The following is a 26,457-nucleotide window of genomic DNA, read 5'->3' as shown; positions in this document are numbered from 1 at the left end:
GTTTAATCCTGTAAGACATTTTCCGGACGTCTAATGTAAAAAGCCCCGCAACACGTTGCGGGGCTTTCATCCGTTACCGGACCGAAAAACTTACTCAGCAACGATGCTGATGTACTTACGGTTGTTCGGACCTTTAACTTCGAATTTCACTTTACCGTCTGCTTTCGCAAACAGAGTGTGGTCACGGCCGCAACCAACGTTGTTGCCAGCGTGGAATTTGGTACCACGTTGACGAACGATGATGCTACCTGCCAGTACAGTTTCGCCACCGAAACGTTTAACACCCAGACGTTTAGCTTCTGAGTCGCGACCGTTACGAGTTGAGCCGCCAGCCTTTTTATGTGCCATTTAAATCTCTCCTCAGGTCTTAGGCGCTGATGCCAGTAATTTTCACATCAGTGAACCACTGACGATGGCCCTGCTGCTTACGGTAGTGTTTACGACGACGAAACTTAACGATTTTAACTTTCTCGCCACGACCATGAGCAACAACTTCAGCTTTGATTACGCCGCCATCAACGAAAGGAACGCCGATTTTGACTTCTTCACCGTTTGCGATCATCAGAACTTCAGCGAACTCAATAGATTCGCCAGTTGCGATGTCCAGCTTTTCCAGGCGAACGGTCTGACCTTCGCTTACTCGGTGTTGTTTACCACCACTTTGGAAAACCGCGTACATATAAAACTCCGCTTCCGCGCACGTCCTCGTGTGATTCAGAGTGCGCTATAAATATTCACAATAGGGCGCGAATATTACGCAAAAGGTGAGCCTTTGACAAGTACCATCATCGATCAATGCAGAAAAAAAACACAACGCACAAGGTAACGTTTATCTGCGTCGTTTTTTCAGTACAATCAGGTCTACAATTCTAACCCAGACTCTTCGTTATCCCTTACGGATAAGCGGTAAACAGGACATTAAGCCCGGCTTTTGCGATGAATTTAGAAAAAATCAATGAGTTAACCGCGCAAGATATGGCGGGTGTCAATGCGGCAATCCTTGAGCAACTCAATTCTGACGTCCAGCTGATCAATCAGTTAGGGTATTACATCGTCAGCGGAGGCGGGAAGCGCATTCGTCCCATGATCGCGGTGCTGGCTGCACGTGCAGTTGGCTATGAAGGAAATGCTCACGTCACCATTGCTGCGCTTATCGAATTTATTCACACAGCCACTCTGTTGCACGACGATGTCGTGGATGAGTCCGATATGCGTCGTGGTAAAGCCACCGCCAACGCCGCGTTTGGCAATGCAGCAAGCGTGCTGGTTGGCGACTTCATCTATACCCGCGCATTCCAGATGATGACAAGCCTGGGTTCACTCCGCATTCTGGAAGTGATGTCAGAGGCGGTCAACGTCATTGCTGAAGGTGAAGTCCTGCAGCTGATGAACGTTAACGATCCGAACATCACTGAAGAAAACTACATGCGCGTGATTTACAGCAAGACTGCGCGACTGTTCGAAGCGGCGGCCCAGTGTTCCGGCATGCTGGCGGGTTGTTCTGAAGAGCAAGAGAAAGGCCTGCAGGATTACGGGCGCTATCTTGGCACCGCATTTCAGCTTATCGACGATCTTCTTGATTACAGCGCAGATGGCGAAACGCTCGGTAAGAACGTCGGTGATGACTTAAACGAAGGCAAACCGACCCTCCCTCTGCTTCACGCAATGCGCAACGGCACGCCAGAACAGGCTGCGATGATTCGCCAGGCCATCGAAGAAGGTAACGGTCGGCATTTACTTGAACCCGTGCTGGAAGCAATGGCCACCAGCGGATCGCTGGAGTGGACTCGCCAGCGTGCCGAAGAAGAGGCGGATAAAGCGATTCAGTCTCTCCATTCTCTCCCCGATACGCCATGGCGCGAAGCGCTTATTGCCCTCGCCCACATCGCCGTTCAACGCGATCGCTGATCCCTTCCCGCGCAATGCGCGGGAAAGTTCAGGCAAAAACATCCTATTCTCCCTGTGCATGACGCCATCTTTATTTAATCCGAATATCGCTTCAACTTACTTGAACTTTTTAGAACCCTAACGATTTAGACGGTATAGTGGATAAACCACAAAACAGATGTGGGTTGTGTATCAACAGGGAGAGAGTATGGATAAATTTATCGACTGGCATCCTGCAGACATCATTGCCGGATTACGTAAAAAAGGAACGTCGCTGGCGGCTGAATCACGAAAAAATGGACTGAGTTCTTCTACACTCGCAAATGCATTAACCCGCCCCTGGCCGAAAGGCGAAATGATCATTGCGGCCGCACTTGGCACTCAACCGTGGATTATCTGGCCGTCGCGGTATCATGATCCGCTGACGCACGAATTCATCGACCGAACTCAGCAGAGAAGATACCCAAAAAAGAAGTGAACAGGAAAACAGCCCCCACGTCACAAGGACGGGGGGATGCCTGAGCAGAAAGCGAAATTATTCGCCCTTGATACGTTCGATGCTTGCGCCAAGACCGCGCAGTTTGTCTTCGATGCGCTCGTAGCCACGATCGATGTGATAGATACGTTCCACCACCGTCGTCCCTTCCGCGATACAACCAGCCAGTACCAGGCTTGCAGAAGCACGTAAATCGGTTGCCATTACCTGAGCACCAGAGAGTTTCTCTACGCCATGGCAAATCGCGGTATTGCTTTCAATTTCTGCGCGGGCGCCCATACGGATGAGTTCAGGCAAGTGCATGAAACGGTTTTCAAAGATCGTCTCCGTGACCACACCTGTCCCTTCAGCCACCATGTTCAGCAGGGTGAACTGAGCCTGCATGTCGGTAGGGAAACCCGGATGCGGCGCAGTACGCACATTCACCGCTTTCGGACGCTTTCCGTGCATATCAAGGCTTACCCAGTCTTCGCCCACTTCGATGTCAGCACCGGCTTCACGCAGCTTCGCCAGTACGGCATCCAGAGTATCGGGTTGCGCGTTACGGCAAACGATTTTACCGCCAGAGATAGCAGCAGCCACAAGGAAGGTTCCGGTTTCAATACGGTCTGGCAGAACGCTGTATACCCCGCCACCGAGGCGCTCAACGCCTTCAATGGTGATGCGATCGGTGCCCTGACCGGTAATTTTCGCACCCAGCGCGTTCAGGAAGTTCGCGGTATCGACAATTTCCGGCTCGCGCGCGGCGTTCTCGATAATCGTGGTACCTTCCGCAAGCGTTGCGGCACTCATGATGGTGACAGTGGCGCCCACGCTGACTTTGTCCATCACGATGTGCGCGCCTTTCAGGCGACCATCAACAGATGCTTTTACGTAGCCTTCTTCCAGTTTGATCTCTGCGCCCAACTGCTCAAGGCCGGTAATGTGCAGGTCGACCGGACGTGCGCCGATAGCACAGCCGCCAGGCAGGGAAACCTGGCCCTGGCCAAAACGCGCCACCAACGGACCGAGCGCCCAAATGGAGGCTCGCATAGTTTTCACAAGCTCATACGGCGCGCAGAACACGTTAACATCGCTGGCATCAATCCAGACCGATCCATTGCGGCTCACTTTGGTGCCAAGTTGACTCAGTAACTTCATGGTCGTGTCGATATCTTTCAGCTTCGGCACGTTCTGAATTTCGACGGGCTCTTCGGCCAGCAGCGCGGCGAAAAGAATTGGCAGCGCCGCATTTTTGGCACCGGAGATGCTCACCTCGCCCTGGAGACGCGTTGGACCCTGAACACGAAATTTATCCATTCGTTGAAATCTCTTTTAAATTTATCTCTGCAACGGGCGACGGCCCGTTACTTAAAAACCGTTGAGTTTGCGATCGCGTTCCCACTCCTGTGGGGTATACGCCTTGATCGACAGGGCATGAATACGGTTATCAGCAATGTATTCCATCAGCGGAGCATAGACGGACTGCTGCTTTTTCACCCGGCTCATCCCTTCGAACTGTTCGCCCACGGCAATAACCTGAAAGTGACTGCCATCGCCAGAGACGTGGACTTCCTTAAGGGAGAGTGCGTTCATCAGCACGGTCTGAATTTCATGATTTTCCATGGGATAATTTCATCTGATAAAGAAAACAGCCCAACATCTTAGAGGAAAGTGCGGCGGTCTTAAACAAGCAAAAAGCCCCGACGCACAAAACGTTGGGGCTTTTAGGAGTAATACATTGAATCGATTAAGGGATCAGATCGGCCGGAAGATTATAAAGCTGCACCAGCGTGTTCATCTTTTCACTCTTCCCGGTGACAGTGACGCTCCGACCCTGCTGACGAATCAGCGCCACCAGATGCATCAGCAGCGCGACTCCCGCAGTATCCACGCGGATGATGTCACTGAGATCGATGGTATCGACGCCCTGAGTCATCTCTTCCCGCACGTCCCACAGGGAAACCAGGTAATCCTGATCCAGCTCCCCTTGCAGCAACAGTCGACCGTTATCACGCGTCCAGCGCAGAGCGTCGGCCATTATTTTTTCTGTTCCAGCGTGATCGGCTGTTTGGAAATGGACTGCAGCTGAGCGGTCAGACCGTCAATACCTTTGGTGCGCAGCAGATCGCTCCATTCGTTCTGTTTAGTCGTAATCATACTGACGCCTTCGGCAATCATATCAAACGCCTGCCAGTTCCCGGTCTGGCTGTTCTTACGCCACTGGAAGTCCAGACGTACCGGAGGACGACCGTTAGGATCGACGATAGTGACGCGGATCGGCAGAATAGTGGCGTCACCGAGCGGTTTTTCAGGGGCAATCTGATAGGTCTGACCGTGATACATCGCCAGCGCCTGACCGTAAGCCTGTTTCAGGTATTCCCGGAACGCCGCGAAGTAGGCTTCACGCTGAGCAGGCGTTGCATCGCGATAGTAACGACCAAGCACGAGCGCACCGGCATATTTTACCTGCACATAAGGCAACAGTTCCTGGTCAACAATCTGACGCAGATAATCCGGATTAGCACGAATTTTTGGCTGCTCATTTTTAAGACGATCGAAGGTCTTCTGTGCGGCTTCATTCATCAGGCTGTAAGGGTTCGACTGATCGGCCGCATGGACGGCGGTCAGCGGGGCAATCACCAGCATGGCAACCATAAGTAAACGTTTAAACATGGCTCATTTCTCCTGAAATTAGTGCGTCGTTGCAGCAGGCGCCGTCGCGTCAGTATGGTCTGGCGACGGGCTTTGCGCATCGCCAGAATTCTCATTGTCGCCACCTTTGCTGTTGTAGAGGAACTGACCAATCAGGTCTTCAAGCACCATCGCGGATTTCGTATCCTGAATCGTGCTTCCTTCTTTCAACATCGCCGTGCCCATTTCCGGATCGTCAAAACCGACGTTCAGCGCGAGGTATTGCTCACCCAGCAGGCCGGAGGTGCGGATCGCCAGCGAACTGGTGTCCGGGATCTGGTTATATTGCTCTTCGATATCCAGCGTTACGCGCGGAAGGTAGGTTTTCGGATCGAGCGAAATGTCCGCCACGCGGCCAATCACTACTCCGCCGATGCGCACCGGAGACCTTACTTTCAGGCCGCCAATGTTATCGAAGGTGGCATACACCTGATACGTCGGCGTCGTTTTAAACGAAGTCACGTCCGCCGCTTTCAGGCAAACAAACAGCGCGGCCAGAAATGCCACCAGCAAAAACACGCCTACCCAGATTTCACTTTTTTTCGTTTGCATGAACTCAATTCCCAAACATCAGTGCAGTCAGCACAAAATCCAGCCCCAGTACCGCCAGCGACGAGTGCACCACGGTGCGGGTCGTTGCGCGGCTGATCCCTGCGGAAGTGGGGATAGCATCGTAACCGTTGAACAACGCAATCCACGTCACCGTAATGGCAAATACCACGCTTTTAATCACGCAGTTCACCAGGTCCATCCGCCAGTCGACGGCATTTTGCATTGCGGACCAGAAGAAACCTGCATCGATGCCTTTCCAGCTCACGCCAACCAGCGAGCCGCCCCAGATGCCGACGGCAACAAAAATAATGGTCAGCAACGGCAGCGAGATAACCCCCGCCCAGAAACGTGGCGCAATAACGCGGCGCAGCGGATCGACAGCCATCATTTCCATACTCGACAGCTGCTCAGTGGCGCGCATTAGCCCGATTTCAGCGGTTAACGCAGAACCGGCACGACCAGCAAACAACAAAGCGGCAACCACCGGGCCGAGTTCACGCAGCAGCGAGAGCGCCACCAGCATGCCAAGGCTGGTTTCGGCGCTGTAGGTGGTCAGCACCAGGTAGCCTTGCAGGCCCAGCACCATGCCAATAAACACGCCCGACACCAGAATAATCAGCATCGACAGTACGCCAACGTTATACAGCTGGCGCACTAACAAGGGGGCGTGCTTGCGGAACTCCGGTTTGCCGACGATCGCGTTGAATAACATTAACCCGGCGCGGCCAAAGGTCGAGAGCGTCTTAATCCCCCGATGCCCGAGCGCGGCCAGTGCATTTAACAGCATGAGCAACTTAACTCCCTGTTCCGAGTAAATCGTGATGATAATCGCCCGCCGGGAAGCGGAAAGGCACCGGGCCGTCGGCAATGCCATCAAGGAACTGACGCACGCGCGGATCGCTGTTTTCCTGGAGCGACTGCGCGCTGCCGTGGGCGACAATTTTTCTGTCCGCCACGATATACGCGTAATCGGCGATGCTCAGCACTTCCGGCACGTCATGCGACACCACAACACAGGTGACGCCCAGCGCGCTGTTTAGCTCAGAAATCAGCTTGACCAGCACGCCCATGGTAATCGGATCCTGCCCAACGAAGGGTTCATCGAACATAATGAGATCCGGTTCGAGCGCAATAGCACGCGCCAGCGCGGCACGGCGCGCCATGCCGCCGGAGAGTTCAGAAGGCATCAGTTTAGCAGCCCCGCGCAAACCTACCGCTTCCAGCTTCATCATGACGGTACTTTTCAGCAGCGGCGCAGGCAAACGGGTGTGTTCACGCAGCGGATAAGCAACGTTGTCAAAAACGTTCATATCGGTAAACAGGGCGCCAGACTGAAAAAGCATACTCATGCGCTTACGCACCGCGTACAAACGCGAGCGCGACATCCCCGGCACATTTTCTCCGTCAAAAAGGATTTCGCCGCTGTCAGGCGGAATTTGACCGCCGATCAATCGCAGCAGCGTGGTCTTGCCGATCCCTGACGGTCCCATGATGGCTGTGATTTTACCGCGAGGTACCGACAACGAGATGTTATCGAAAATACATCGGGCGCCGCGCGTAAAGCTGACCCCGCGCACATCGACTAAATTATCCGGTGTCTCGTTCATAGGTGTCCCTTGAAAAACCTCTTCAGGTTAAGCATGGCGTGTAATCACGCTACTAACCCATCATTTTTACAGAATCTTACCTGTCGCGGTTAGCGAAAGCAGGCATTTGTTTTACTTTTTCAACGCATAAAGTCAAAATTAAGAATTCGTCTGCGCAGTGCATGTGGCGCAAAGCAGCTGGCGATTATACCTGAATAAAGGACTTTAGATGCTTTTAGCGACGGCTCTGTTAATTATTGGTTTACTTCTGGTGGTCTACAGTGCCGATCGTCTGGTTTTTGCCGCATCGATTCTTTGCCGCAGTATGAACATTCCGCCGCTGATAATCGGCATGACCGTGGTCAGCGTCGGCACGTCGCTTCCGGAGATTATCGTGTCCGTCACCGCTTCTGTACACGGGCAGATCGATCTCGCTATCGGCACCGCAATCGGCTCCAATATCGTCAATATTTTGCTGATCCTTGGGCTCGGTGCGCTGCTGCACTCATTTACCGTCCATTCCGATATCCTGCGTCGGGAATTGCCGCTAATGTTAGTCGTAAGCCTGCTGGCGGGCTTTGTGCTGTATGATGGGCAGCTGACAAGAGCGGATGGCGTCTTTCTGTTCGCCCTCGCCGTGCTGTGGCTGCTGTATATTGTTAAGATTGCGCGCCTGGCGGAACGGCAAGGCAATGACAGTCTCACCCGTGACCAACTGGCGGAACTGCCTCGTGAAGGTTCACTGCCGGTCGCCTGTTTATGGCTCGGCGTGGCGCTGATTATTATGCCGATGGCAACAAGGATGGTCGTGGATAACGCCACGGTGCTGGCGAATTATTTCGCGATGAGCGAACTGACCATCGGTTTGACGGTGATTGCGATTGGCACCAGCCTGCCGGAGCTTGCCACTGCCATTGCGGGCGCACGGAAAGGCGAGGACGATATCGCCATTGGCAATATTATCGGGTCTAACATTTTCAACCTCGCCATCGTGATGGGCATGCCGGCGCTGATTGCGCCCGGGCCGTTCAACCCGCTGGCGTTCAGCCGTGATTATGGCGTGATGGTACTGGTCAGCGTGATTTTCGCCCTGCTCTGCTGGAGCCGAAAACCGCAAATTGGTAAAGGCGCAGGGGCATTTCTGATTGGGTGCTTTTTTGTTTGGCTGGCGTTTCTCTGGTGGGGCACGCCGTTTTTCACTGAGTGAATCGGGATAACATTATGTCGCAAATAGATTTGCAGCCGGGTTTTGACTTTCAGCAGGCAGGCCTTGAGGTGCTGGAGATTGAACGTGAAGGTCTGGCCCAGCTCGATCAATACATTAATCAGGATTTCACCCTCGCCTGTGAAAAAATGGCTTACTGCGGCGGAAAAGTTGTAGTGATGGGGATGGGTAAATCCGGACATATTGGCCGGAAGATGGCCGCGACGTTCGCCAGCACAGGCACACCGTCGTTCTTTGTTCATCCAGGTGAAGCCGCCCACGGCGATCTCGGCATGGTTTCACCGCAGGATGTCGTGATCGCACTTTCTAACTCCGGTGAATCCAACGAGATCCTGGCACTGATCCCGGTGCTTAAGCGTCTTCAGGTGCCACTCATCTGTATGACCAGCCGCCCGGAAAGCAGCATGGCGAAAGCCGCAGACATTCATCTGTGCGTCAGCGTGCCTAAAGAAGCCTGTCCGCTTGGCCTCGCGCCAACGTCCAGCACCACCGCAGCGCTGGTGATGGGGGATGCGCTCGCCGTCGCTTTACTTAAAGCACGCGGCTTCACCCCCGAAGATTTCGCGCTTTCGCATCCAGGCGGCGCGCTGGGCCGCAAACTGCTGCTGCGCGTGAATGACATCATGCATACCGGCGATGAAATTCCTCACGTTAGCCCGGATGCCACTCTGCGCGATGCGCTACTGGAAATCACCCGTAAAAACCTCGGTATGACGGTTGTCTGCGACGACCAGATGCAGATCGAAGGCATCTTCACCGACGGTGACCTGCGCCGGGTGTTTGATATGGGCGTCGACGTGCGTAATCTCAGCATTGCCGACGTGATGACCCGCGGCGGAGTGCGCGTGCGTCCAGGTATTCTGGCCGTGGATGCGCTGAACCTGATGCAGTCCCGCCACATCACCTGCGTCATGGTTGCCGATGGCGACCATCTGCTGGGTGTGATACATATGCATGATCTGCTGCGCGCAGGCGTAGTGTAAGTAAGGAAAAAACAATGAGTAATGCTGGCGCGTCGGTAACGACCTGCTATGGACCGGTCAGTTCTCGAGTCATGGAAAAAGCGGAGAAAATCCGCCTGCTGATTCTGGATGTCGACGGCGTGCTGTCTGACGGACTGATTTACATGGGCAACAACGGTGAAGAACTGAAAGCCTTCAACGTGCGCGATGGCTACGGCATTCGCTGTGCGCTGACGTCAGGCATAGAAGTTGCAATCATCACCGGACGAAAAGCTAAACTGGTAGAAGACCGCTGCAAAACGCTGGGGATCACTCATCTGTGGCAGGGACAGTCCGATAAGCTTATCGCTTACCGCGAACTGCTGGACACGCTCTCCCTGCGCCCGGACGAAGTGGCTTACGTCGGCGACGATCTCATCGACTGGCCGGTAATGGCTGATGTCGGCCTGAGCGTGGCCGTGGCCGATGCGCACCCGCTGCTTCCGCCACGTGCCGATTACGTCACGCGTATTGCCGGAGGTCGTGGTGCCGTTCGTGAAGTGTGTGATTTGTTGCTGCTGGCTCAGGGCAAACTGGATGAAGCCAAAGGGCAATCAATATGAGTAAAACCAGACGTTGGGTTATCATCCTGCTGTCGCTGCTGGCGCTGGTGCTGATTGGTTTCAATCTGGTCGACAATGACGACACTGCCCCAACGGTCGTGAATAACAACGACCCGACATACAAGAGTGAACATACTGATACCGTGGTCTACAGCCCAGAAGGTGCGCTGAACTATCGGTTGGTTGCAGAGCACGTCGAGTATTTTTCTGACCAGGCGATCTCCTGGTTTACCCGACCAGTGCTGACCACGTTCGATGCCAATAAAGTCCCGACGTGGTCCATTAAGGCCGATAAGGCCAAACTGACGAATGACCGTATGCTGTATCTTTACGGGCACGTTGAGATCAACGCCCTGACGGACGACTCTCAGCTTCGCAAAGTCACAACGGACAACGCCATCGTGAATTTGGTCACTCAGGACGTCAACTCCGACGATTTAGTGACTTTGTACGGCACAACATTTAATTCCAGCGGCCTCAAAATGCGCGGCAACTTACGCAGCAAAAAAGCCGAGCTGATTGAAAAGGTGAGAACCTCTTATGAAATTCAGAACAAATAAATTCAGCTTTAAGCTTGCCCTCGCCAGCACTTTGCTGGCCGCCAGCCTGCCTGCGCTGGCCTTGACGGGCGATACCGATCAGCCGATTCACATTGAATCCGATCAGCAGTCTCTGGACATGCAGGGCAACGTCGCCACCTTCACCGGCAACGTGATTGTGACCCAGGGCACCATCAAAATTAACGCCGACAAAGTCGTCGTCACGCGTCCTGGCGGTGAAAAAGGGAAAGAAACCATGGATGGCTATGGCAATCCGGCGACCTTCTACCAGATGCAGGACAACGGCAAACCGGTCAAAGGTCATGCGTCGAAGATGCATTACGAAGTGGCGAATGACCTCGTGGTTCTGACCGGCAAAGCCTACCTCGAGCAGCTGGACAGCAACATTACTGGCGACAAAATCACCTATCTGGTGAAAGAGCAGAAAATGCAGGCATTTAGCGAAAAAGGTAAGCGCGTGACCACGGTTCTGGTACCTTCGCAGCTGCAGGACAAGAGCGGCAACACCGCCGCACCGGCTCAGCCAAAGAAGAGTAACTAAGACGTTATGGCTACTTTAACTGCAAAGAATCTGGCGAAAGCCTATAAAGGACGTCGGGTTGTTGAAGACGTCAGCCTGACGGTGAATTCCGGCGAAATCGTTGGTCTGCTTGGCCCGAACGGTGCGGGTAAAACCACCACCTTCTACATGGTCGTGGGCATTGTTTCACGCGACGCGGGCAACATCATTATTGATGACGAAGACATCAGCCTGCTGCCGCTGCATGCACGAGCTCGCCGTGGTATCGGCTATCTTCCGCAGGAAGCGTCCATTTTCCGTCGCCTGAGCGTGTTCGATAACCTGATGGCCGTGCTGCAAATCCGTGACGATCTGAGCAATGAGCAGCGCGTTGATCGTGCGAACGAGCTGATGGAAGAGTTCCACATCGAACATCTGCGCGACAGCCTCGGGCAGGCTCTCTCAGGCGGTGAACGCCGCCGCGTGGAGATTGCTCGTGCGCTTGCGGCAAATCCTAAATTTATCCTGCTGGATGAACCCTTTGCGGGCGTCGACCCCATCTCGGTCATCGACATCAAGCGCATCATTGAACACCTGCGCGACAGCGGCCTGGGCGTGCTTATCACCGACCATAACGTTCGTGAAACGTTAGCCGTCTGCGAACGCGCTTATATCGTGAGTCAGGGACACCTGATTGCTCACGGTACACCGGAACAAATCCTGCAAGACGAACACGTTAAGCGTGTGTATCTTGGGGAAGACTTCAGACTCTGATAGGGTAGTGAGTACAGACATTTCTGGCCGGAGAAATTTGCCCTGATTATGAAGCAAGGTTTGCAATTAAGGCTCAGCCAACAGCTCGCCATGACGCCACAGTTGCAACAGGCCATTCGTCTGTTGCAGCTTTCAACGCTCGAGCTGCAACAGGAACTTCAGCAAGCGCTGGAGAGCAATCCCCTGCTTGAGCAAACCGATCTTCACGAAGAAATCGATTCACAGGAAGAAACCGATACCGAAGCCTTTGATACCGTCGATGCCCTCGAGCAAAAGGAGATGCCCGATGAACTGCCGCTCGATGCCAGCTGGGATGAGATTTACACCGCAGGCACGCCGTCCGGCACGGGCACCGATTATCAGGACGACGAGCTCCCTGTCTATCAAGGTGAAACTACGCAGTCGCTTCAGGATTATCTGATGTGGCAGGTTGGGCTGACGCCGTTTTCTGATACCGATCGTGCCATTGCGACGTCGATTGTCGATGCGGTGGATGAAACGGGTTATCTCACCACCTCCGTTGAAGAGATCCTCGAAAGCATTGGCAATGACGATCTCGATCTTGATGAAGTTGAAGCCGTCCTCAAACGCATCCAGCGTTTCGATCCGATCGGCGTAGCGGCGAAAGATCTGCGCGACTGCCTGCTGATCCAGCTTTCTCAGTTCTCGAAAGACACGCCGTGGCTGACGGAAGCCCAAACTATCATCTGCGATCATCTCGATCTGCTGGCAAACCATGATTTCCGCACGCTGATGCGCGTCACGCGCCTGAAAGAAGACGTGCTGAAGGAAGCGGTGTCGCTGATTCAGTCTCTCGATCCTCGCCCGGGTCAGTCGATCCAGACGAGCGAGCCGGAGTACGTGATCCCGGATGTGCTGGTACGCAAGATCAGCGGACGCTGGGCTGTCGAACTCAACTCCGACAGTATTCCGCGCTTGCAAATCAATCAGCACTACGCCGGGATGTGCAACACCGCACGCAACGACGCTGACAGCCAGTTTATTCGCAGCAACCTCCAGGAAGCCAAATGGCTGATTAAAAGCCTGGAGAGCCGCAACGACACGCTGTTGCGGGTTAGCCGCTGCATCGTAGAACAGCAGCAGGCCTTCTTTGAACAGGGCGAAGAGTTTATGAAGCCGATGGTGCTGGCGGATATCGCCCAGGCCGTCGAGATGCATGAATCAACCATCTCGCGTGTGACAACGCAAAAGTATCTTCACAGCCCACGGGGCATTTTTGAGCTTAAGTATTTCTTCTCCAGTCATGTGAATACCGAAGGCGGTGGCGAAGCCTCGTCAACAGCCATTCGCGCCCTGGTGAAGAAGTTAATTGCCGCGGAGAATCCCGCGAAGCCACTGAGTGACAGTAAGCTGACCTCCATGCTGTCCGAACAGGGTATCATGGTGGCACGCCGTACCGTTGCAAAGTACCGAGAGTCTTTATCCATTCCGCCGTCAAATCAGCGTAAACAGCTGGTCTGACACAACCGATAAGGAAGACACTATGCAGCTCAATATCACAGGACACAACGTTGAAATCACCGATGCAATGCGCGAATTTGTGACAACGAAATTCGCCAAGCTCGAACAGTTTTTCGAACGGATTAATCAGGTCTATGTTGTGTTAAAAGTGGAAAAGGTGACTCATATCTCGGACGCTACCCTGCATGTTAATGGGGGCGAAATTCATGCCAGTGCGGAAGGGCAGGATATGTATGCCGCAATAGATGGTCTTATCGATAAGCTTGCAAGACAGCTAACCAAACATAAAGATAAACTGAAACAACACTAATTGTCCGGGCGTGCGCCTGACCCGACGTTTCGGGCCAGGCGGCACGCAGGTGAATTTATGATGAACAACGATTCCGCTCTGCAACTGAGCAATGTCCTGAACCAGGAATGTACCCGCAGTGGCGTTCACTGCCAGAGTAAAAAGCGCGCGCTGGAAATCATCAGCGAACTGGCGGCAAAACAGCTGAGTCTGCCGCCACAGGTGGTGTTTGAAGCTATCCTGACGCGTGAAAAAATGGGCAGTACCGGCATCGGTAACGGCATCGCCATTCCGCACGGTAAGCTGGAAGAGGATACGCTGCGCGCCGTTGGCGTGTTTGTGCAGCTCGAAACGCCGATAGCCTTTGACGCGATTGATAACCAGCCGGTTGATCTGTTGTTCGCACTGCTGGTGCCAGCAGACCAGACCAAAACGCATTTGCATACCCTGTCCCTGGTCGCAAAACGCCTGGCGGATAAAACGATTTGCCGCCGCTTACGCAGCGCTCAAAGCGATCAGGAACTGTATGAAATCATCACCGGAGAAGAGAACGGCGATGAAGAGGCCTGAGGATAACCCGGTTGTCGTAAGGAGAAGCAACTGATGGTACTGATGATCGTCAGCGGTCGCTCGGGATCAGGCAAATCTGTGGCTCTGCGCGCGCTGGAAGACATGGGCTTTTACTGCGTGGATAACCTGCCAGTTGTGCTGCTGCCCGAGCTCGCCAAAAGCCTTGCCGACCGACAAATATCGGCCGCGGTCAGCATTGATGTACGAAATATGCCGGAGTCGCCGGAGATTTTCGAACAGGCGATGGAAAACCTGCCTGATTGTTTCTCGCCGCAGCTGCTGTTCCTCGATGCCGATCGCAACACGCTGATTCGTCGCTACAGCGATACGCGTCGTCTGCACCCGCTGTCCAGCAAAAATCTCTCGCTGGAAAGCGCCATCGATCAGGAAAGCGATCTGCTTGAGCCGCTGCGATCGCGCGCGGATCTTATCGTCGATACGTCTGAAATGTCCGTCCATGAGCTGGCGGAAATGCTGCGCACGCGTCTGCTGGGCAAACGTGAACGCGAACTGACGATGGTATTTGAATCCTTTGGCTTTAAGCACGGCATTCCCATCGATGCCGACTACGTGTTTGACGTACGCTTCCTGCCAAACCCGCACTGGGACCCGAAGCTACGCCCAATGACCGGCCTCGATAAGCCGGTCGCCGCCTTCCTCGACCGACACACAGAAGTACACAATTTTATCTACCAGACCCGCAGCTATCTTGAGCTATGGTTACCCATGCTGGAAACCAACAATCGAAGCTACCTGACGGTCGCGATTGGCTGCACCGGCGGTAAACACCGTTCGGTCTACATTGCCGAACAGCTGGCTGACTATTTCCGCTCGCGCGGCAAAAACGTTCAGTCTCGTCACCGGACGCTGGAAAAACGTAAAACATGAGCGTAAAGCACACCGTTGAGATCACCAACAAGCTGGGCATGCATGCCCGCCCGGCGATGAAGCTGTTTGAGCTGGTTCAGAATTTTGACGCCGAAGTGTGGCTTCGAAACGATGAGGGCACTGAGGCTGAAGCCAGCAGCGTCATCGCCCTGCTGATGCTGGATTCCGCCAAAGGTCGCCAGATTGAGATCGAGGCCAGCGGCCCGCAGGAAGAAGAAGCCCTGGCGGCGGTTATTGCGCTGTTCAACGCCGGGTTTGACGAAGACTGAATCTGTCCTTCTTCGTCTCTGCGCCTCAGCTCTCACTCAGGGAAAACTACGCTGGCACCCCACTGTGGAAGCGAAACTCCGCATCCGGGGTCGAAATCAGCGTGGCTTCCACTTCACCAAAGAAACGCACTCTCGGCGTGATATCCGTGTCCGATATCTGCTGCGCCAGTGCCAGATAATCCTGATAGTGCCGCGCTTCGGAGCGCAACAGCGACAGGTAAAACTTCTGTAATGGCTCATCCAGATAGGGTGCCAGCGCGGCAAAGCGCTCGCAGGAGCGCGCTTCAATGTACGCCCCGCAAATCAGCTTATCGATGAGCGTCAGCGGTTCATGCGTGCGCACTTCTTTAAGCATTCCTTTGGCATAACGACTGGCGGTGATTTTCACATAGGGGATCTCACGCTCAATCATGATTTCCCGCACCTGCCAGAAGTGATGTAGCTCCTCTTTGATGAGCAGCACCATACTGTCAATAAGCTGCCGGCCCCAGGGATCGTCGGTCTGCGGCATCACGCTTTTGCCTATCTGCTTTTGCAGCGCCGCAAAATCCGGCTCCGGGCCACCGCGAAAGGCAAAGGCTTCGTAAGGCTGGAGCCAGGCCAGTAGCGCGTCGGCACCGGCTTTGTCGGCCACGTATTTACGCACCAGCAGCATTGCGGTCTGTGCAGCTTTCAGCTCGCACACCAGATGATCGGTGAGCAACAGAGGCAAATGTTCGGGGGAACGGGCTTTGTCGATCCACGCCTGCGGTGTCGGGCACTGGAGGAAAGCTAAAACGGGCGCGAGGAGTTGGGGGTAATCCATCTATCTGGCACGATCTCATGAAAGGATGCGGCAACAAATGCTGCCGCACCGGTCGTTATTTAGTGGCGGACGCCATCGTCATCTTCGTCGATATAGTCTTCGTCGTCGCCTTCTTCGCCTTCACCGTTCGGATCTTCGAAGTAGGTGCCCCATCCGTCGTATTCCACGCCGAATTTCTCGGCCAGGTTCATCAGTTGCTCAACCTGAGCGTCGATAAGTTCCGGGTTCAGCGCGCATTCGCTGAGGGCGTCGCAGCAGATAACCACTTCACCGCCCTCTTCAACTTCCAGCTCTTCCGGCTCGGTCACTTCGTAACCCAGCTTGAAGACCTCAACCGCCACTTTTTCCAGCGTGTCGAAATCATCTGCCGAGAAATGGTGCTCGATGGTGTAGAGCGCGTCCGGATCGCTGCCATCTTCCAGTAACTCTTCAATAATCAGACGCGTCTCTTCGCGCTGCTCTTCCAGGTGTTCCGGGTTTGCCATTGCTCGTTCCTCATGATGTCGGCAGTGACTTCTATTTTCACACACCGCAGGCATTGCCTCCACCTTTCCGACAAAGATTTGTGAAACAGGGTTGCAAATGAATATTAATACATATAAATTGAATTTTAATTCAATAAGTGGCTTAAGCCATGAGAGGGAAAAATGTCTGCGTTATACCAGAAGCACTGCCTGAAATTACTGGATTTTACCCCTGCCCAACTCACGCACCTGCTGGCGCTGGCCGCCCAGCTGAAAGCCGATAAAAAAAGCGGCAATGAAGTGCCAAAACTGATCGGTAAAAACATCGCGCTCATCTTCGAAAAAGACTCAACCCGCACCCGATGCTCTTTCGAAGTTGCCGCCTACGATCAGGGCGCTCGCATCACATACCTCGGCCCGAGCGGTAGCCAGATTGGCCATAAAGAATCAATTAAGGATACTGCCCGCGTGCTGGGCCGGATGTATGACGGCATTCAGTATCGCGGCTACGGCCAGGAGATTGTCGAAACGCTGGCTCAGTTCGCCGGTGTACCGGTGTGGAACGGGTTGACCGATGAATTCCACCCAACGCAGCTGCTGGCCGATCTGCTCACGATGAAAGAACATCTGCCGGGCAAAGCCTTCAACGAAATGACGCTGGTGTATGCCGGCGATGCGCGTAACAACATGGGCAATTCGATGCTGGAAGCCGCGGCGCTGACGGGGCTGGATTTACGTCTGGTTGCGCCGAAAAGCTGCTGGCCGGAAGCGAGCCTGGTGGCTGAATGCAAAGCGCTGGCGCAGAAAAATGGCGGTGATATTACGCTCACCGAAGATATTGCCGCAGGCGTCAAGGACGCAGATTTTATCTACACTGACGTCTGGGTATCCATGGGCGAAGCCAAAGAGAAATGGGCTGAGCGCATCGCGCTGCTGCGTGACTATCAAGTGAATAAAAAGATGCTGGCACTGAGCGGAAACCCACAGGTGAAGTTCCTCCACTGCCTCCCGGCTTTTCATGACGATCAAACCACGCTCGGCAAGCAGATGGCCGAAGAATACGGCCTGCATGGCGGTATGGAAGTGACGGACGAAGTCTTTGAATCCGAAGCCAGCATCGTGTTCGATCAGGCTGAAAACCGGATGCACACCATCAAGGCTGTGATGGTCGCTACGCTGGCCAAGTAACGCACTCTGCATTCCCCTCTCCACGAGGGAGAGGGGAACATCCTCCTTACTCGATCCGCGTCGCCCGCAGCAGCGTTTCCAGCGGATAGACCGCCGCAATCACCACTTCATCCTGCGTTTTTGCGGCTTCATCAAGCTGCGACTGAACAGACGCATACTCTTTGTCATCAAGCGTACCCTGCCGCGCCACCAGATCGGTTAACCGCAGCCCCAGCGCCGCCAGTTTATCCACCTGCAACGCCACCGGCTTCATGCTTGCCAGCTGATGATTGCCGTCGGTCAGCAACAGCACGTCGGCGGTATTGTTCTGCCAGCGCGTAAAGACGTGACGCAGCGCGTCAGCGCTTTCGTTATCTTCAGCATCGCTGATGAGATTTTCCGCCCATTCGTTAAGATGGCGCACGGTGTCGCTTTCTGCAGGAAGGGCATCCGCAAAGCGGTTCAGCGGCTCAAACTGATGGTAATTTCCGGCCTGGAATTTCAGGTGCTGACGGGTGTAGTACTGCGCTGGTTCCGTCGCCTGCGCGAGGATTTCCAGCGGCAAAGTGCTGCCGCCGTTTGCCAGACGGGTAAACTGCACCCGCTGCTGCGTATGCTGTTGCAGCCCGACGGACACCGTCGACCAGCTGTCGATTGCCTGCAAACGCTGGTACATGTTGTCGGTATCGTTCACATCCTTCGCCGACCATAGCCGTTCTGCCACCACAAACCCACGCGGCCACAGGCGGATATCCAGCACTGGCGCAACAATGTTTTCCGCCCACAGCGCCGCTTCGCCACCGAGCAGGTTCTTCTGCTGTTCTGCGTCCGGCACCACTGGCTGAATGCCTGCCGGAACGTTATCCAGTCGCTCGCCGCTGATCGGGTAACGCACGTTGCCCACAAGGAAGTAGCCGCCGAGGCGGTCATCATGAATATTGACTACCGGACGGGTTTCACCCATCCACGTATCCACCGTGAACGTCACCTGATCCGGACTCAGCCATTCAATATCGTCCACTGCTCGCCGGGATTTGCCTTTGAAATCAATAAATCCTCGCCATTCATCTGCGCCTTTTACCAGCGTAAAGGTGCCTTCAACCGGGCTACCCTTCAGGCGGGGCATAGTAAACGACCAGCTCTGGGCGCTGTCGGCATCGCTGATTTTGTCGATCCCGTTCAGTCCCTGCGGAACGACCTCATTGCGGTAGTGATAGGCGGCGCTTTGCGGCTGGTCGAGGTAGAACCCGGTGGAAAGAATGCCCCGATAGCCATTCTTCGCTACCTCACCGAGTGCATCCTGTCCTTGCCAGGACTGGATCAGAATGCTTTTCGGCAGATCAGGATGATAGATCTCATCCCAGCCAACCATCTGCCGATGATGCTTCTCAAGGATCTGCTCCAGCTTACGGTTGAAGTACGCCTGCAATGCGTGGCTGTCGGCAAGCTTGTTGCCCTGCATAAACTTCTGAATGGCCGGATTGTTTTTCCACTGCGTGTCATCGACTTCGTCGCCGCCAATGTGCAGGTACGGATCCGGGAAGATCGCCGCCAGTTCGCTGACCATCGCGTCAGCAAAGGCGTAGGTCGCCTCTTTGGTCGGATCGAGTACCGGCTTCAGCACGCCCCAGTGGCGTTCCATTGCATACGGCCCCGGCGCGCTCATCAGTTCCGGATATGCGACCGCAATCGCCGAGGCATGGCCTGGCATATCAATTTCCGGCACCACGCGAATACCGCGGTCAGCCGCGTAGCGCACAATCTCTTTCATTTGTGCCGGAGTGTAGAACTTCCCGTCGCTGGCAAGCTGCTGCAATTTGGGGTACTTCGTCGAGGTAAAGCGCCAGCCCTGATCGTCCGTCAAATGCCAATGGAAGACGTTCAGCTTCGCCGCGGCCATGCCGTCAAGCTGCCGTTTGATGTCCTCAACCGGCAGGAAGTGGCGCGCGGAATCCAGCAGCACGCCTCGCCAGGGGAACCGCGGGGAATCTTCGATGGTGACAAAAGGAATGGTCGTGTTATCCGGCCCGTTCTGAATCAGCTGGAGCAGGGTTTCGATACCGTGCAGCGCGCCAAAGCGCGTATTCGCCGTCAGCTTCGCGCCCGTGTCATCCACCACCAGCTTGTAGCTTTCATCGCTGTCCGGTCTCGGAATTACCGGAACTTTATTCGCAATCACGATGTTAATGGTCGGCGTTTTTGCAGGCCCCGTTTGTGGCACCATTTCCCAGCCAGTCTGGCGGGAGATGCGATCGCGCAGGCGGGCTACCGCGTCGCCTAAGTCATCACCGCTAAGATTAATGGTGAGCTGGTTATTCAGGATCAACGCGCCTTGCGCAGCCGGGCGTGCGACCTGCGCAGGCCAGGGCATTAACGGGAGATCGCTGGCAGGCGCGGCCAGCGTAAAACCACTGAACAGCAGTCCGGTCATCAACAAACTGTAGCGCACAGTTTTGAGCATCAGGTTTTCCTTATGACGGGCCAAAAAAAGGCAAAACAATGAGTTAACACAAGGAGAATCAGAGGGTCAAGCGCGAGAGGCGACCGGCTTCACAACTACTTGAGAATAAGGGAAATGCTATGTGTGCGCAGGTCCTGCTCCCTCTCCTGACCCATGCTCAGCCAGGAGAAAGCCAGCTCAGGAGGAAGGAGAGACCCAGCTCCGCCCCAGGGCTGAGCCCTGAACGCCATGCTCGTTGAGGTATTTGTCGAGCTCCACCATCCCCGTCCAGCGATTCTCACACCACAGCGGCGCAAGCAGCGTAGGACGGCGGGCGCTGGCCGAAATCCGGTGATAAACAATATCTGGCGGCGTATGGCGGATCATTTCTCCGGCAATATGGGTGTAATCATCAAGCTCAATACCCTGAAGCCGTCCCGCTTCCCAGGCTTTAGCCATAATGCTGCCGGTGACGATGTGCAATGGATGAAGTTTGATGCCGTCCACGCCAGTCTCAACCACTTTTTCCAGCGTCTGCAGACACTCTGCCTGCCCTTCTCCCGGCAATCCAACGATCAGATGCGTACACACTTTCAGACCACGCTCACGAGCCAGACGCGTCGTTGCCTGATAGCAGGCAAAATCGTGGCCGCGGTTGATACGATGCAGGGTTTTGTCCTGCGCGCTTTGCAGACCGAGCTCCAGCCACACTTCGTAACCCTGATCTTTATATTCGCTAAGCAAATCCAGTACGGCCTCTGGCACACAATCCGGACGCGTACCCACACACAGGCCAACAATATTCGCCTGGCTGACCGCCTGTTGATACATAGACCGCAGCACCTGGACTTCAGCAAAGGTGCTGGTATAAGCCTGGAAATAAGCGAGGTAGCGTTTGGCACGATTGACCAGATGAGCCTGATGCGCCAGCTGTTCGGCGATGGATTTATGCTGCTGCGCCTCATCGGCAAATGAAGCAACGTTACAGAAAGTGCAGCCACCGCGTCCGATGGTACCGTCGCGGTTTGGGCAGCTAAAACCACCGTGCAGCGTAAGCTTATGGACCTTTTCGCCATAGCGACGCGTAAGATCCCCACCAAACATATTGACTAATTTCTGTAACTGCATAATCTGATAGACCGCGCCTTTCAAAGAGGTGCAAAGCCTGCCATTTTTAGTCTCTTTCGGCGATGACCTGGATCAAGCGCTACGGAGACGTCACATCTATTGCATAACCAATCAAGATAACTGCAATTTCATTCACCCTGAGAGTGATTACTTTTCCTTATGCTGAAGCGCTGTTTTTCGCGATTGCGCTCACAGATAAAAAACAGTGTCATCATGGGCATTAGCGGCGCATGGCAGAATAATACTCTGCGATAAAAAAACCTTTCAGCACAGATCGGCGATAATGCGGCTCACAGATAGTGAGAGAGATCACATTAGGTAGCCGTTTCGTTGGAGGGAAATGCAATGTAAAAAACCTTAAATTCCTTTTACTATCATAGCACTAACCTACCTATAGCACATTTTTGTATAAATAAGATTGCCATTTGACCTGTGTGCCGATTCCCGATAACTTGAGGATCCGCTGGAAGCTTTCTCGATGAGCGGTCTGCTCATCATATTTATGCAGTAATTGAGATTCCCTCTGAAGCAAGTCCTCAATACTTGTTTACCGATGCGAAAGGATTGTAAGAGGGCGAATGTGTGGCCATAGGCCCCACCGCCTTACTCTTTCTGCGCCTGCGCGCAATCGGTGTCGGAGTGTGTCCGTAGAGCCTGGGGAGGTTCACTGATATGTTGTACGATAAATCCCTTGAGAGGGATAACTGTGGTTTCGGCCTGATCGCCCACATAGAAGGCGAACCTAGCCACAAGGTAGTGCGTACCGCCATTCACGCACTGGCCCGCATGCAGCACCGTGGTGCGATCCTTGCCGATGGTAAAACCGGCGATGGTTGCGGCCTGCTGCTGCAAAAACCGGATCGCTTCTTCCGCCTGGTGGCCGAAGAGCACGGCTGGCGTTTAGCCAAAAACTACGCCGTCGGGATGCTGTTCCTGAATAAAGACGCTGAGCTGGCTGCTGCTTCTCGCCGCGTAGTCGAAGAAGAATTGCAGCGCGAAACCCTGTCGATTGTTGGCTGGCGCGACGTACCAACCAATGAAGGGGTGCTCGGTGAAATCGCCCTCTCCTCGCTGCCGCGCATCGAACAAATCTTCGTTAACGCCCCGGCAGGCTGGCGCCCCCGGGATATGGAACGCCGTCTGTTCATCGCCCGCCGCCGCATTGAAAAGCGTCTTCAGGAGGACAAAGACTTCTACGTATGCAGTCTGTCTAACCTGATCAACATCTACAAAGGTCTGTGTATGCCGGCGGATTTGCCGCGTTTCTACCTGGACCTCGCGGACCTGCGTCTGGAATCGGCCATTTGCCTGTTCCACCAGCGCTTCTCCACCAACACCGTGCCGCGCTGGCCGCTGGCCCAGCCGTTCCGCTATCTGGCTCACAACGGTGAGATCAACACCATCACCGGTAACCGCCAGTGGGCGCGCGCACGTACCTACAAATTCCAGACGCCGCTTATTCCGGATCTGCACGACGCCGCACCGTTCGTTAACGAAACGGGTTCTGACTCAAGCTCCATGGATAACATGCTCGAGCTGCTGCTGGCAGGTGGGATGGATATCGTGCGCGCCATGCGTCTGCTCGTTCCACCAGCCTGGCAGAACAACCCGGACATGGATACTGACCTGCGCGCCTTCTTCGACTTCAACTCCATGCACATGGAGCCGTGGGACGGCCCGGCAGGCATCGTCATGTCCGACGGACGCTACGCAGCCTGTAACCTCGATCGTAACGGCCTGCGCCCGGCGCGCTACGTCATCACCAAAGACAAGCTCATCACCTGCGCCTCTGAAGTCGGGATCTGGGACTACCAGCCGGACGAAGTGGTCGAAAAAGGCCGCGTTGGCCCAGGTGAGCTGATGGTAATCGACACCCGCGCGGGCCGTATTCTGCACTCCGCGGAAACGGACCACGATCTGAAAATCCGTCACCCGTACAAAGAGTGGATGGAGAAAAACGTTCGCCGTCTGGTGCCGTTTGAAGATCTGCCAGACGAAGACGTCGGCAGCCGCGAGCTGGACGACGACGCGCTTGCCAGCTACCAGAAGCAGTTTAACTACAGCGCCGAAGAGCTGGATTCCGTGATTCGCGTGCTGGGCGAAAACGGCCAGGAGGCCGTCGGCTCAATGGGTGACGACACCCCATTTGCCGTGCTCTCCAGCCAGCCTCGTATCATTTACGACTACTTCCGTCAGCAGTTTGCGCAGGTAACCAACCCGCCAATCGACCCGCTGCGTGAAGCGCACGTAATGTCGCTCGCCACCAGCATTGGCCGCGAAATGAACGTCTTCTGTGAAGCGGAAGGCCAGGCGCACCGCCTGAGCTTCAAATCACCGATCCTGCTCTACTCCGATTTCAAACAGCTGACGACGATTCAGGAAGAGCACTACCGAGCTGATACCCTCGATATCACTTTTGATGTAAACGAAGCGAGCCTCGAAGAGACCGTTAATGCGCTGTGCGACAAGGCAGAGCAAATGGTGCGTAACGGCACCGTGCTGCTGGTGCTCTCTGACCGCAATATCGCCAAAAACCGTCTGCCGGTACCTGCGCCGATGGCGGTGGGTGCGATTCAGACGCGCCTGGTTGATAAGAGCCTGCGCTGTGACGCCAACATCATCGTTGAAACCGCAAGCGCTCGCGACCCGCATCACTTTGCGGTGCTGCTGGGCTTCGGTGCAACGGCGATTTACCCGTATCTTGCTTACGAAACGCTGGCGAAGCTCGTCGACACCAAAGCCATCGAGAAAGATTACCGCCACGTGATGCTGAACTACCGCAACGGCATCAACAAAGGCCTGTACAAAATCATGTCCAAAATGGGCATCTCGACCATTGCCTCTTACCGCTGCTCGAAGCTGTTTGAAGCGGTGGGCCTGCATGACAGCGTCGCAAATCTCTGTTTCCAGGGCGTGGTCAGCCGTATTGGCGGCGCAGGCTTTGAAGACTTCCAGCAGGATCTGCTGAACCTCTCTAAGCGTGCCTGGCTGGCGCGTAAGCCGCTCGATCAGGGTGGTTTGCTGAAGTACGTTCACGGTGGTGAATACCACGCCTACAATCCGGACGTGGTACGCACGCTGCAGCAGGCCGTTCAGAGCGGTGAATACAGTGACTATCAGCAGTATGCAAAACTGGTCAACGAGCGCCCGGCGGCAACGCTGCGCGATCTGCTGGTCATCACTCCAGGCACTGAAGCCGTCAGCATTAGCGAAGTTGAGCCTGCGACTGAGCTGTTCAAACGCTTTGATACTGCGGCAATGTCCATCGGTGCACTGAGCCCGGAAGCCCACGAAGCGCTGGCGGAAGCCATGAACAGCATCGGCGGTAACTCCAACTCCGGTGAAGGCGGCGAAGATCCGGCGCGTTACGGCACCAATAAAGTCTCGCGCATCAAGCAGGTCGCTTCCGGCCGCTTTGGCGTGACGCCAGCGTACCTGGTCAACGCCGACGTGATTCAGATTAAAGTCGCTCAGGGGGCAAAACCAGGCGAAGGCGGTCAGCTTCCGGGTGATAAAGTCACGCCGTACATCGCTAAACTGCGTTATTCCGTGCCGGGCGTAACGCTGATTTCCCCGCCACCGCACCACGATATCTACTCTATCGAGGATCTGGCGCAGCTGATTTTCGATCTGAAACAGGTCAATCCGAAAGCGATGATCTCCGTGAAGCTGGTTTCCGAACCGGGCGTCGGCACCATCGCTACCGGCGTCGCGAAAGCCTACGCAGATTTGATCACCATCGCCGGCTATGACGGCGGCACCGGTGCAAGCCCGCTCTCTTCCGTGAAATACGCAGGCTGCCCTTGGGAACTTGGCCTGGTGGAAACCCAGCAGGCGCTGGTTGCCAACGGCCTGCGTCACAAAATTCGTCTCCAGGTGGATGGCGGTCTTAAAACCGGTGTCGATATCATCAAGGCGGCAATTCTGGGTGCAGAAAGCTTCGGCTTCGGCACCGGCCCGATGGTTGCGCTGGGCTGTAAATACCTGCGTATTTGCCACCTGAACAACTGCGCAACCGGCGTGGCAACTCAGGATGAAAAACTGCGTAAGAACCATTACCACGGCCTGCCGTTCAAAGTGACCAACTACTTTGAATTTATCGCCCGCGAAACTCGCGAGCTGATGGCGCAGCTTGGCGTGAAGCGTCTGGTAGATCTGATTGGCCGTACCGACCTGCTTAAAGAGCTGGACGGTTTCACCGCCAAACAGCAGAAGCTGGATCTGGCGAAACTGCTGGAAACCGCCGAGCCGCATCCGGGTAAGGCGCTTTACTGCACCGAGAACAACCCACCGTTCGACAACGGCGTGCTGAACGCGCAGCTCTTGCAGCAGGCGAAGTCGTACGTGGATGACAAGCAGAGCAAAACGTTCTGGTTTGATATCCGCAACACCGACCGTTCAGTGGGCGCGTCACTGTCAGGCTATATCGCCCAGACACATGGCGATCAGGGTCTGGCTTCAGACCCGATCAAGGCTCACTTCAGCGGCACCGCAGGCCAGAGCTTCGGCGTGTGGAACGCAGGCGGCGTGGAGCTGTACCTGACCGGCGATGCCAACGACTACGTCGGGAAAGGCATGGCGGGCGGCCTGCTGGCAATTCGTCCTCCGGTCGGCTCTGCCTTCCGCAGCCACGAAGCGAGCATCATCGGTAACACCTGCCTGTATGGCGCAACCGGCGGTCGTCTGTACGCAGCAGGCCGCGCGGGCGAACGTTTCGGCGTGCGTAACTCCGGTGCAATTACCGTGGTCGAAGGCATTGGCGACAACGGCTGTGAGTACATGACGGGCGGTATCGTCTGTGTGCTCGGCAGAACCGGCGTCAACTTTGGCGCAGGCATGACCGGTGGTTTTGCTTATGTCCTGGATGAAGATGGTGATTTCCGCAAACGCGTGAACCCGGAACTGGTGGAAGTGCTGGACGTTGACTCCCTGGCTATCCATGAAGAGCACCTGCGCGGGCTTATCACTGAACACGTTCAGCTGACGGGCTCCTCGCGCGGCGAAGAGATTCTGGCGAACTGGCCAGCGTTCTCCGCGAAATTTGCTCTGGTTAAACCGAAGTCCAGCGATGTCAAAGCACTGTTGGGTCACCGTAGTCGTAGCGCAGCTGAGCTGCGCGTGCAGGCGCAGTAAGGAATA

The 26,457-nt window shown here is 54.9% G+C and carries 29 protein-coding genes; 16 read left to right on the top strand and 13 right to left on the bottom strand.

Annotated elements, in window-relative coordinates:
* Window positions 1–90 precede the first annotated feature (90 nt).
* Both rpmA and rplU read right to left on the bottom strand, forming a co-directional pair.
* Window positions 91–348 (bottom strand): 50S ribosomal protein L27, encoded by a 258-nt coding sequence (rpmA, locus tag RTU33_RS03760; protein ID WP_007673187.1) that lies wholly within the window; start codon window positions 346–348, stop codon window positions 91–93.
* 19 nt (window positions 349–367) lie between these two features.
* Entirely contained in the window at window positions 368–679 is a 312-nt protein-coding gene (rplU, locus tag RTU33_RS03755; protein WP_042325074.1) for a 50S ribosomal protein L21, read from the bottom strand.
* Between the two features lie 257 nt (window positions 680–936).
* Between rplU and ispB the strand changes: the two genes are divergently transcribed.
* Together ispB and sfsB are read left to right on the top strand one after the other, a co-directional pair.
* Window positions 937–1,908: an octaprenyl diphosphate synthase gene (ispB, locus tag RTU33_RS03750; RefSeq protein ID WP_312625402.1), complete on the top strand. Its 972-nt coding sequence runs from the start codon at window positions 937–939 to the stop codon at window positions 1,906–1,908.
* Window positions 1,909–2,095: 187 nt separating this feature from the next.
* Window positions 2,096–2,365: a DNA-binding transcriptional regulator SfsB gene (gene sfsB, locus RTU33_RS03745; RefSeq protein ID WP_312625401.1), complete on the top strand. Its 270-nt coding sequence runs from the start codon at window positions 2,096–2,098 to the stop codon at window positions 2,363–2,365.
* A gap of 57 nt (window positions 2,366–2,422) precedes the next feature.
* Here sfsB and murA read toward each other — a convergent pair whose 3' ends face one another.
* The 7 genes from murA to mlaF form a co-directional block, all read right to left on the bottom strand.
* Entirely contained in the window at window positions 2,423–3,682 is a 1,260-nt protein-coding gene (gene murA / locus RTU33_RS03740; protein ID WP_312625400.1) for a UDP-N-acetylglucosamine 1-carboxyvinyltransferase, read from the bottom strand.
* 51 nt (window positions 3,683–3,733) lie between these two features.
* Window positions 3,734–3,988, bottom strand: coding sequence for a BolA family iron metabolism protein IbaG (gene ibaG / locus RTU33_RS03735; RefSeq protein WP_312625398.1), 255 nt, complete (start codon window positions 3,986–3,988; stop codon window positions 3,734–3,736).
* A 124-nt stretch (window positions 3,989–4,112) separates the two neighbouring features.
* Window positions 4,113–4,403, bottom strand: coding sequence for a lipid asymmetry maintenance protein MlaB (mlaB, locus tag RTU33_RS03730; protein WP_312625397.1), 291 nt, complete (start codon window positions 4,401–4,403; stop codon window positions 4,113–4,115).
* On the bottom strand, window positions 4,403–5,038 hold the full coding sequence (mlaC, locus tag RTU33_RS03725; RefSeq protein ID WP_312625396.1) for a phospholipid-binding protein MlaC: 636 nt from the start codon (window positions 5,036–5,038) through the stop codon (window positions 4,403–4,405). The genes mlaB and mlaC overlap by 1 nt, the downstream gene beginning before the upstream one ends.
* Window positions 5,039–5,056: 18 nt before the next feature.
* Window positions 5,057–5,608, bottom strand: a complete 552-nt coding sequence (gene mlaD / locus RTU33_RS03720; RefSeq protein ID WP_312625394.1) for an outer membrane lipid asymmetry maintenance protein MlaD — start codon at window positions 5,606–5,608, stop codon at window positions 5,057–5,059.
* Window positions 5,609–5,612: 4 nt separating this feature from the next.
* A complete protein-coding gene (gene mlaE / locus RTU33_RS03715; RefSeq protein ID WP_312625392.1) occupies window positions 5,613–6,395 on the bottom strand; it encodes a lipid asymmetry maintenance ABC transporter permease subunit MlaE in 783 nt (260 codons plus the stop codon).
* Window positions 6,396–6,402: 7 nt separating this feature from the next.
* On the bottom strand, window positions 6,403–7,215 hold the full coding sequence (mlaF, locus tag RTU33_RS03710) for a phospholipid ABC transporter ATP-binding protein MlaF (RefSeq protein WP_312625390.1): 813 nt from the start codon (window positions 7,213–7,215) through the stop codon (window positions 6,403–6,405).
* A gap of 208 nt (window positions 7,216–7,423) precedes the next feature.
* Between mlaF and RTU33_RS03705 the strand changes: the two genes are divergently transcribed.
* The 11 genes from RTU33_RS03705 to npr are packed head-to-tail and all read left to right on the top strand — an operon-like array spanning window position 7,424 to window position 15,314.
* Window positions 7,424–8,401, top strand: a complete 978-nt coding sequence (locus RTU33_RS03705; protein ID WP_312625388.1) for a calcium/sodium antiporter — start codon at window positions 7,424–7,426, stop codon at window positions 8,399–8,401.
* A gap of 14 nt (window positions 8,402–8,415) precedes the next feature.
* On the top strand, window positions 8,416–9,402 hold the full coding sequence (gene kdsD / locus RTU33_RS03700; RefSeq protein WP_312625386.1) for an arabinose-5-phosphate isomerase KdsD: 987 nt from the start codon (window positions 8,416–8,418) through the stop codon (window positions 9,400–9,402).
* A 14-nt stretch (window positions 9,403–9,416) separates the two neighbouring features.
* A complete protein-coding gene (kdsC, locus tag RTU33_RS03695) occupies window positions 9,417–9,983 on the top strand; it encodes a 3-deoxy-manno-octulosonate-8-phosphatase KdsC (protein WP_312625385.1) in 567 nt (188 codons plus the stop codon).
* Window positions 9,980–10,543, top strand: coding sequence for an LPS export ABC transporter periplasmic protein LptC (gene lptC, locus RTU33_RS03690; protein ID WP_312625384.1), 564 nt, complete (start codon window positions 9,980–9,982; stop codon window positions 10,541–10,543). Before kdsC ends, lptC begins: the two co-directional genes overlap by 4 nt.
* A complete protein-coding gene (gene lptA / locus RTU33_RS03685) occupies window positions 10,524–11,084 on the top strand; it encodes a lipopolysaccharide ABC transporter substrate-binding protein LptA (protein WP_312625383.1) in 561 nt (186 codons plus the stop codon). Before lptC ends, lptA begins: the two co-directional genes overlap by 20 nt.
* Window positions 11,085–11,090: 6 nt before the next feature.
* A complete protein-coding gene (gene lptB / locus RTU33_RS03680; RefSeq protein WP_312625382.1) occupies window positions 11,091–11,816 on the top strand; it encodes an LPS export ABC transporter ATP-binding protein in 726 nt (241 codons plus the stop codon).
* 48 nt (window positions 11,817–11,864) lie between these two features.
* Window positions 11,865–13,298 carry an RNA polymerase factor sigma-54 gene (gene rpoN, locus RTU33_RS03675; protein ID WP_312625380.1) on the top strand — a complete coding sequence of 478 codons (1,434 nt, stop codon included), beginning with the start codon at window positions 11,865–11,867 and terminating at the stop codon, window positions 13,296–13,298.
* 22 nt (window positions 13,299–13,320) lie between these two features.
* Window positions 13,321–13,608 carry a ribosome hibernation promoting factor gene (gene hpf, locus RTU33_RS03670; protein WP_312625378.1) on the top strand — a complete coding sequence of 96 codons (288 nt, stop codon included), beginning with the start codon at window positions 13,321–13,323 and terminating at the stop codon, window positions 13,606–13,608.
* A 57-nt stretch (window positions 13,609–13,665) separates the two neighbouring features.
* On the top strand, window positions 13,666–14,157 hold the full coding sequence (ptsN, locus tag RTU33_RS03665) for a PTS IIA-like nitrogen regulatory protein PtsN (RefSeq protein ID WP_312625377.1): 492 nt from the start codon (window positions 13,666–13,668) through the stop codon (window positions 14,155–14,157).
* A gap of 33 nt (window positions 14,158–14,190) precedes the next feature.
* Window positions 14,191–15,045, top strand: a complete 855-nt coding sequence (gene rapZ / locus RTU33_RS03660; RefSeq protein WP_312625375.1) for an RNase adapter RapZ — start codon at window positions 14,191–14,193, stop codon at window positions 15,043–15,045.
* Entirely contained in the window at window positions 15,042–15,314 is a 273-nt protein-coding gene (gene npr, locus RTU33_RS03655; RefSeq protein ID WP_154158954.1) for a PTS phosphocarrier protein NPr, read from the top strand. The genes rapZ and npr overlap by 4 nt, the downstream gene beginning before the upstream one ends.
* A 46-nt stretch (window positions 15,315–15,360) precedes the next feature.
* On the opposite strand, the gene miaE is transcribed toward npr, so the two are convergent.
* Both miaE and rraB read right to left on the bottom strand, forming a co-directional pair.
* On the bottom strand, window positions 15,361–16,119 hold the full coding sequence (miaE, locus tag RTU33_RS03650; RefSeq protein ID WP_312625371.1) for a tRNA isopentenyl-2-thiomethyl-A-37 hydroxylase MiaE: 759 nt from the start codon (window positions 16,117–16,119) through the stop codon (window positions 15,361–15,363).
* Window positions 16,120–16,178: 59 nt separating this feature from the next.
* The gene (rraB, locus tag RTU33_RS03645; protein ID WP_312625369.1) at window positions 16,179–16,604 is read right to left on the bottom strand and encodes a ribonuclease E inhibitor RraB; all 426 of its coding nucleotides are present in this window, start codon (window positions 16,602–16,604) and stop codon (window positions 16,179–16,181) included.
* A gap of 97 nt (window positions 16,605–16,701) precedes the next feature.
* Between rraB and argL the strand changes: the two genes are divergently transcribed.
* Both argL and argF read left to right on the top strand, forming a co-directional pair.
* On the top strand, window positions 16,702–16,797 hold the full coding sequence (gene argL / locus RTU33_RS21840) for a putative translational regulatory protein ArgL (RefSeq protein WP_409438221.1): 96 nt from the start codon (window positions 16,702–16,704) through the stop codon (window positions 16,795–16,797).
* On the top strand, window positions 16,767–17,771 hold the full coding sequence (gene argF / locus RTU33_RS03640) for an ornithine carbamoyltransferase (RefSeq protein WP_312625367.1): 1,005 nt from the start codon (window positions 16,767–16,769) through the stop codon (window positions 17,769–17,771). Before argL ends, argF begins: the two co-directional genes overlap by 31 nt.
* Window positions 17,772–17,817: 46 nt before the next feature.
* On the opposite strand, the gene RTU33_RS03635 is transcribed toward argF, so the two are convergent.
* Window positions 17,818–20,211, bottom strand: coding sequence for a family 20 glycosylhydrolase (locus RTU33_RS03635; protein WP_312625366.1), 2,394 nt, complete (start codon window positions 20,209–20,211; stop codon window positions 17,818–17,820).
* Between the two features lie 177 nt (window positions 20,212–20,388).
* A complete protein-coding gene (locus RTU33_RS03630; protein ID WP_312625365.1) occupies window positions 20,389–21,318 on the bottom strand; it encodes a TIGR01212 family radical SAM protein in 930 nt (309 codons plus the stop codon).
* Between the two features lie 672 nt (window positions 21,319–21,990).
* Between RTU33_RS03630 and gltB the strand changes: the two genes are divergently transcribed.
* Window positions 21,991–26,451 carry a glutamate synthase large subunit gene (gltB, locus tag RTU33_RS03625; protein WP_312625364.1) on the top strand — a complete coding sequence of 1,487 codons (4,461 nt, stop codon included), beginning with the start codon at window positions 21,991–21,993 and terminating at the stop codon, window positions 26,449–26,451.
* Window positions 26,452–26,457: the final 6 nt, after the last annotated feature.

Source organism: Scandinavium sp., assembly GCF_032012665.1.
In the GTDB taxonomy this organism is placed as follows: Bacteria; Pseudomonadota; Gammaproteobacteria; order Enterobacterales; family Enterobacteriaceae; genus Scandinavium.
Note: the sequence above shows the minus strand (reverse complement) of the source record. Positions and strands in the feature narration are given on the sequence as shown.